This is a genomic window from Psychromonas hadalis ATCC BAA-638, from assembly GCF_000420245.1.
Classification (GTDB): Bacteria; Pseudomonadota; Gammaproteobacteria; order Enterobacterales; family Psychromonadaceae; genus Psychromonas; species Psychromonas hadalis.
Genome location: NZ_ATUO01000192.1, coordinates 1 through 6,260, shown reverse-complemented (window position 1 = coordinate 6,260; position 6,260 = coordinate 1). Strand labels below are relative to the sequence as shown.

Below are 6,260 nucleotides of genomic sequence, written 5' to 3'. Positions count from 1 at the left end.
ATAGAATCTATATTATAAGTCAAGGTGTGTTCAAAAAATAAACAGTAAGTATTATTTAAAATACACTCGTATTTGAGTGGAATTTACCACTCTTTAAATATCTAAGGAAAATACTATACCCGTTATTATTCAAGGTGCAAAATTCAGCAAACGGTGAGGTGAGCAGGTTCTAGGCAGAAAGTTGAAGGTCTAACTGGTTCAATCGATGCTTTCTAACGAATTGTTAAATGCTGGCATTTAATCAATGTCGATAGAGGGTTAACGTGTTTTTGTTAGTCTCTCGAAAGACAACGAAAATTCTTGCCTCAAAGCTTGCCTTGTGGGTCGCCAGCTCACCTCCTGTTCAACCATGGTAATTCGGCGTTGCAGTATTCGATAAGAGCTAGCCATTAAAGAATGAAAGTCTTTTATTTCATTCTACCGAGAGAGGATTAATGTCTTTTTATTAATCTCTTGTAAGGTCATCATACTGCGCCTTGTCTTAGTGTCCGAGCTGACGACTGAATAAAGCACCTTGATTGGTAACGGGTATTGTGTTCCTTCTACCCTAAAAAACCAAGTCGAAATAGCTCTAAAACGAGCTAACGAATATAAGTTATGGCCAGTATTAATTAATAACAACGCTTTCTCGATCATAACGACCGACCTTATTTAAGGTTCAATGACGATAGAAAAAACACGAACAGTTTTTATTAATCGCTCAAAGGAACACAATCTGTGTGGTTTTTAATGCCCTACACAAACTATATAATGAATAATTACGTCTCCATAAATATAATTAATTTTAGGAACCAACAACATGTACATGATCGTGAAACACACCCATCTAACCATCATTGCGCTGACGTTTATCTTTTTTATGATTAACGTTGTGTTAACCATGAAAGGATCGGACAAGGTTAATCATAAACTACTCAAAATTGGACCACATGTTTTATATGCCCTTTTTATCGGCACCTTTATTTATTTGGTCATAACAAACCCACTTAACTTATACCCTTTCGTTAATGGCTGGGCATCCTCTAAATTAGCTGGTTTCGTCTTCTACGTACTTTCTATTACGCTTACGCTCAAGTGGGCAAAAAAAACAGCGTGGCGTATTGTGGGTTTCATTAGTGCGGTCTTTTGGTTATTCATGACGGCGCGACTTGGTTTTGCTGATCACATTAAAATAAAAGGCACGAGTGAAAATACCAATGCTTTTATTGAGTTAACTCAGAACGCGTTAGTTGCCATTTGCTAGCCTTTCAACTGGAGACACGAAACGTTTTAATATGAGTTAGTTAATAACAACAAATTCTATTTTTAATTTATTGACGTTGAAAAGGAATATCAAGATATGAGTACAGATAAGCCACGTAAATATTCACAAAAAATCGTAGATGGTGTAGCACAAGCCCCGAGTCGCTCTATGTTGAGGGCGGTGGGTTTTGATGATGACGATTTCAAAAAATCTCAGGTAGGCATTGCATCAACCTGGTCAATGGTCACGCCCTGTAACATGCACATCAACATGCTTGCCGAAGAAGTCGGTAAAGGGGTCGACAGCGCGGGCGCTAAAAGCGTTATTTATAATACCATTACAATATCAGACGGCATTTCAATGGGCACCGAAGGCATGAAGTATTCTTTGGTCTCACGTGAAGTGATTTGCGATTCTATCGAGGCGGTCTCGGCAGGAATGGGACATGACGGTATTATCGCAATTGGAGGTTGTGATAAAAACATGCCTGGGTGTTTAATGGGGCTTGCACGTCTCAATCGGCCCTCTATTTTTGTCTATGGTGGCACCATCATGCCCGGTGAAAATCATACCGATATTGTTTCAGTCTTCGAGGCGGTAGGCAGTTATGCAAACGGTGACATTCCTATCACCCAATTAGATCATATTGAAAAAACAGCGATTCCCGGACCGGGCTCTTGCGGAGGCATGTATACGGCCAACACCTTAGCCTCCGCGATTGAAGCGTTAGGCATGAGCATGCCTAATAGCTCTGCGCAAAATGCCATTTCACAGAATAAAAAACAAGACTGTGTGGAGGCAGGAAAAGCGATTGTGCACTTGCTTGAACATGATATTAAACCGTCAGATATTATGACCAAAAAAGCCTTTGAAAATGCCATCACACTGATCATTACCTTAGGAGGCTCAACCAACGCGGTGCTACATTTAATTGCAATGGCAGACACCATTGGGGTGGAAGTGACATTAGATGATTTTGTACGCATTGGTGAAAAAACGCCAGTGCTTGCTGATTTACGTCCAAGTGGTCAATATTTAATGTCTGAGCTAATTGCAATCGGCGGCATTCAGCCTTTGATGAAACGGTTATTAGATGCGGGTATGTTTCATGGCGACTGTATGACCGTAACAGGTAAAACCATGGCCGAAAATTTAGCTGATGTCGCTGATTATCCCGACGGACAGGTTATTATTTTACCTTTTGATAACCCCATTAAAAAAGACAGTCACTTGGTTATACTCAGCGGTAATTTAGCGCCTCAAGGTGCGGTTTCAAAAATTACCGGCAAAGAAGGCTTACGTTTTACCGGGACAGCGAAAGTATATGACTCCGAAGAACAAGGTTTTGCCGCTATTATGGAAGGACAAGTGATCGCGGGTGATGTGGTGGTTATTCGCTACGAAGGACCCCGAGGTGGCCCAGGAATGCGCGAAATGTTAAGTCCTACGGCAGCAATTATGGGTAAAGGTTTAGGTAACGATGTCGCACTCATCACCGATGGGCGATTTTCAGGGGGTAGCAGAGGGTTTGTGGTGGGACATATTACCCCGGAAGCCTATGAAGGAGGTGCTATTGCCTTAATAAAAAATGGCGACAGTATAACCATTGATGCAGAAAATCGTGAAATAACGCTTAATATCAGCGACCAAGAAATGACCCAAAGGCACTCTAATTGGACACAACCCGCACCAAAATATACACGTGGACTACTCGCAAAATACGCAAGAACAGTAAGCTCAGCTTCAACGGGGGCGGTCACCGATAGACCTGAATAAAGTCTTTTTACTGGCATTACCTTCAAAAACTTATTAAACCATTACAGTCTGCATGGGGTCGAGGAATGAATAAGAGCTTAACAAGTATGAATTCCCACGCTGAGCATGGGAACTAGAAATACTCTAAGGCTTTGTTAGGTATTGAATCAATCATGGTGCAATAAATGAAATACCTCGCATCAAGGTTTTTCACTTAGACTCAAATTCGCTCAGCGAAGAGGGGTATCTGGCTACTCTAAGATCAAAAGCCTTTACGCAGCAAGCTGCGGGGTATTAGACCCGAAGATAAAAACAATAAATAGTGCTTTGAGCTGTGTTAGTGAAGGCGCTAAAATTTGCATCTTAAAGTGGAGCAGGTATAATCGCGAAAATTTTTAAGTTAGGTTAAGTTAATTATGGCTAAAGGTTATGCTTGTATCGGATTATTTAATCCAAAAACACCTGAGAATGTCGGTTCTGTGCTTCGTGCTGCGGGTTGTTATGGTGCTCATTCAGTATTTTATACCGGTACGCGTTATGATTTAGCTAAAAAATTTTGTACCGATACTCATAAAAAACACTTAGATATTCCATTAATTGCTGTTGAAGATTTACAAAGCATAGTTCCTCTTGATTGTGTGCCGGTTGCTGTTGAGTTAATTGACGGTGCTAAGTCACTGGTCGATTATAAACATCCGCCCCGAGCTTTTTATATTTTTGGTCCAGAAGATAATACGTTAAAAAAAGCGATTACTGACTTTTGTCGTGAGACGATTTATGTTCCTACTAATGGCTGTATGAATCTAGCCGCTACCGTTAATGTTATTTTGTATGATCGCCTCGCAAAGGGTGATAACTATTCTAATCATTAACTAATACCCGTTCCTAGGTTTGAGCTTTAAAGGCTCAGGTAAAAGGAAACAGCGATGCCCCGGCCATTACGACAGGAATATGGAAAATGCCTGTTACTATGTGATGAATAGTGGTCGACAGAGAAATTTTTATGATGATAACTGTTATATAGCATTGATAGCGTCATTAAAAGAAGCACATGAGAGAGTCTGTTTGGTGATCCACGCTTTTTGTCTTATGCGATTATTTCAGAAAAAGACTTTAATGGTTCTTTCATTTATAGCTAACTCTTGTGATAGAAACTGAGTTGATATTATCTAATAATTTAAAACTAACGAATACAATTAATTATTAAGCTGATCAACGTGTGAATTCATCGAAATAACGGACTCTATGTTTGGCACTTTATTTGATATAAAATGAAATGATTTATCTAATTCCGCCATCAATGCGATATAAATATCTTGATAATGCTCAACAGCATTTTCATTTTTTGAATCCCAAGAAGAACTCCATACCATCTCAGTTATCCCCTCCTTGGTTTCATTTAACTTAATAGTCCCCACGTAATTAGATACATCCTGTTTGGTAATGGGAAACTTCCCATCGTCGACACTATATTTAACCTGATGTTTCACTTCATCAATGGCTAATAAATTTTCATAAAGAGACCCATTTAATCGACGCCTTGCCCCCGGGGCATTACCGGCTAAATGTCCAATTTTGTCGACACGCTCAATCACTGTAGGCGCCCAATCTAAGCGATGGAAATCGTGAATTCGGTTCCAAACGTGATCAACGCTTGCATGAATTATTTTTACTTGGTTCGTTGAAAACATAATAACTCTCCTAGTAAGGCAATCACAAAAAACAGTGATCTACATCCTTTATTGTAGTGCATCTGCGGGTAATTCGTGAGGTAAAGGGATCAAGATTTTATCTAATCTATTTTTCTACTATTTTTAGCTTTAAAGACTCAGGTAAAAGGAAACAGCGATGCCCCGGCCATTACGATTGGAATATGAAAGCGCCTGTTGTCATGTGATGAGTCGTGCTTGACAGAGAATTTTTATGGTGATAACTGTTATATGGCATTGATAGCGTCATTAAAAGAAGCACATAAGAGAGTCGGTTTGGTGACCCACGTTTTTTGTCTTATGCCCAATCACTCTCATCTTTTAGTTCAAACTCCCAGAGCGAATTTAAGTCATTGCATGCGAAACATCAACGGCGGTTAATAAAAAGAGAGGACATATATGGACGCTCACTCGTTGTCAAGACGAACAAATCTAGAACATAAAAATAATCTTATATTCGTAATGACATTAACTCTTAAATCCCCGTACTAACTTGTTTGCGATTACTTGACTCATTGGTTTACTGAAGTAAACCGTCCTGACATATATTCGAGCTATGGACTAAATTCCATGCTCCTGATAAGTTGCGAACCAGACGACCAATGATAAAAAATACAACCAAGCGAGCTATAAGCCCGTGTCCCAAGCTGGTTTCATTCTGGTCGGCGAGAGCCTTTTCTTTTCATCTTACAAACAACGGTTTCGAGAGGTTAATACTTGCTTAATTAAGTACTATCTAGTCGCCTAAACACCCAATCAGGCTCGTGGCCTTTGTCCCGAACAGGCTTAGCTAGAGAGTACAACGGGTTAAAAATCATGCGACAGCCTTTACTACTTGTGGCGTGTAATAGCAGTTTTTTGAAGTAATTTCCACATGATACGGGCGAGTTATGAGCCGTTGCAACGGCGGTGAAATTGAAACTTTTTCTCTCTCTTAATTGGCAAATCCATTGATTTAATGCATCCTGCTTTTTACCCGCATGATTAATCACTGCACGTGTACCATGGATAAGCATTTTGCGCAAATATCTGTCACCACGCTTGCTGATCCCACCCATGACGCTCTTATTACCCGAAGCAAACTGTTTTGGGGTAATGCCTAACCAAACAGCAAACTCTTTAGCAGTCGCAAAAGCTTGTCCATTACCTATTGATGCAATAAAAGCGGATGCATTGAGGCTTGGTATACTCAATAAAATTTTTCCTAATGGGTGATTTTCAATGTCTGTTTTTAACTTTTTTTCAATCTCTTTTATGCGCACATTTAATGATTGATACTCACGATAAACATCGTTGACCAACCACTTCAAAGTACCTGATAATGATTCATCTGAGCATAAATCAACCAGCATCTCTGTAAAACCTTTCTGACCCAGTGGAAAAATAATGCCAAAATCGGTTAATAAACCGCGCAACTGGTTGCTTGTTGCAATGCGAGAGCTTAATAATCTTTCACGCAAACGATGTAGAATTAAGACTTCTTGTTGCGCTATAGTTTTAACAGGCACAAAGCGAATAAAGGGTCGTGTAGAGGCTTCAAAAATAGCTAAGGT

The 6,260-nt window shown here is 39.8% G+C and carries 5 protein-coding genes and 1 pseudogene; 4 read left to right on the top strand and 2 right to left on the bottom strand.

The window, feature by feature from the left end; translation table 11 throughout:
- The first annotated feature begins 799 nt into the window (after nucleotides 1–799).
- The 3 genes from G322_RS0116805 to G322_RS0116795 all read left to right on the top strand — a co-directional run bounded on the left by G322_RS0116805 (nucleotide 800) and on the right by G322_RS0116795 (nucleotide 3,870).
- Nucleotides 800–1,243, top strand: coding sequence for a SirB2 family protein (locus G322_RS0116805; protein ID WP_022942870.1), 444 nt, complete (start codon nucleotides 800–802; stop codon nucleotides 1,241–1,243).
- Between the two features lie 96 nt (nucleotides 1,244–1,339).
- Nucleotides 1,340–3,019 carry a dihydroxy-acid dehydratase gene (gene ilvD, locus G322_RS0116800; protein WP_022942869.1) on the top strand — a complete coding sequence of 560 codons (1,680 nt, stop codon included), beginning with the start codon at nucleotides 1,340–1,342 and terminating at the stop codon, nucleotides 3,017–3,019.
- Between the two features lie 395 nt (nucleotides 3,020–3,414).
- On the top strand, nucleotides 3,415–3,870 hold the full coding sequence (locus tag G322_RS0116795; protein ID WP_022942868.1) for an RNA methyltransferase: 456 nt from the start codon (nucleotides 3,415–3,417) through the stop codon (nucleotides 3,868–3,870).
- 324 nt (nucleotides 3,871–4,194) lie between these two features.
- Here the strand turns inward: G322_RS0116795 and G322_RS21205 are convergent, their stop codons facing one another.
- On the bottom strand, nucleotides 4,195–4,689 hold the full coding sequence (locus G322_RS21205; RefSeq protein ID WP_022942867.1) for an SRPBCC family protein: 495 nt from the start codon (nucleotides 4,687–4,689) through the stop codon (nucleotides 4,195–4,197).
- Between the two features lie 249 nt (nucleotides 4,690–4,938).
- On the opposite strand from G322_RS21205, the gene G322_RS24915 reads away from it, so the two are divergent.
- Nucleotides 4,939–5,088: a transposase gene (locus tag G322_RS24915; RefSeq protein WP_084683778.1), complete on the top strand. Its 150-nt coding sequence runs from the start codon at nucleotides 4,939–4,941 to the stop codon at nucleotides 5,086–5,088.
- Between the two features lie 450 nt (nucleotides 5,089–5,538).
- Here G322_RS24915 and G322_RS21950 read toward each other — a convergent pair.
- Nucleotides 5,539–6,260, bottom strand: a pseudogene (locus G322_RS21950) (IS110 family RNA-guided transposase); the annotation flags it as partial.

Bases quoted from the DNA above. Each gene is read 5' to 3' on its own strand.
- G322_RS21205 (WP_022942867.1), bottom strand. From the start codon at position 4,689: ATGTTTTCAACGAACCAAGTAAAAATAATTCATGCAAGCGTTGATCAC.
- G322_RS0116795 (WP_022942868.1), top strand. From the start codon at position 3,415: ATGGCTAAAGGTTATGCTTGTATCGGATTATTTAATCCAAAAACACCT.
- ilvD (WP_022942869.1), top strand. From the start codon at position 1,340: ATGAGTACAGATAAGCCACGTAAATATTCACAAAAAATCGTAGATGGT.
- G322_RS24915 (WP_084683778.1), top strand. From the start codon at position 4,939: ATGGCATTGATAGCGTCATTAAAAGAAGCACATAAGAGAGTCGGTTTG.
- G322_RS0116805 (WP_022942870.1), top strand. From the start codon at position 800: ATGTACATGATCGTGAAACACACCCATCTAACCATCATTGCGCTGACG.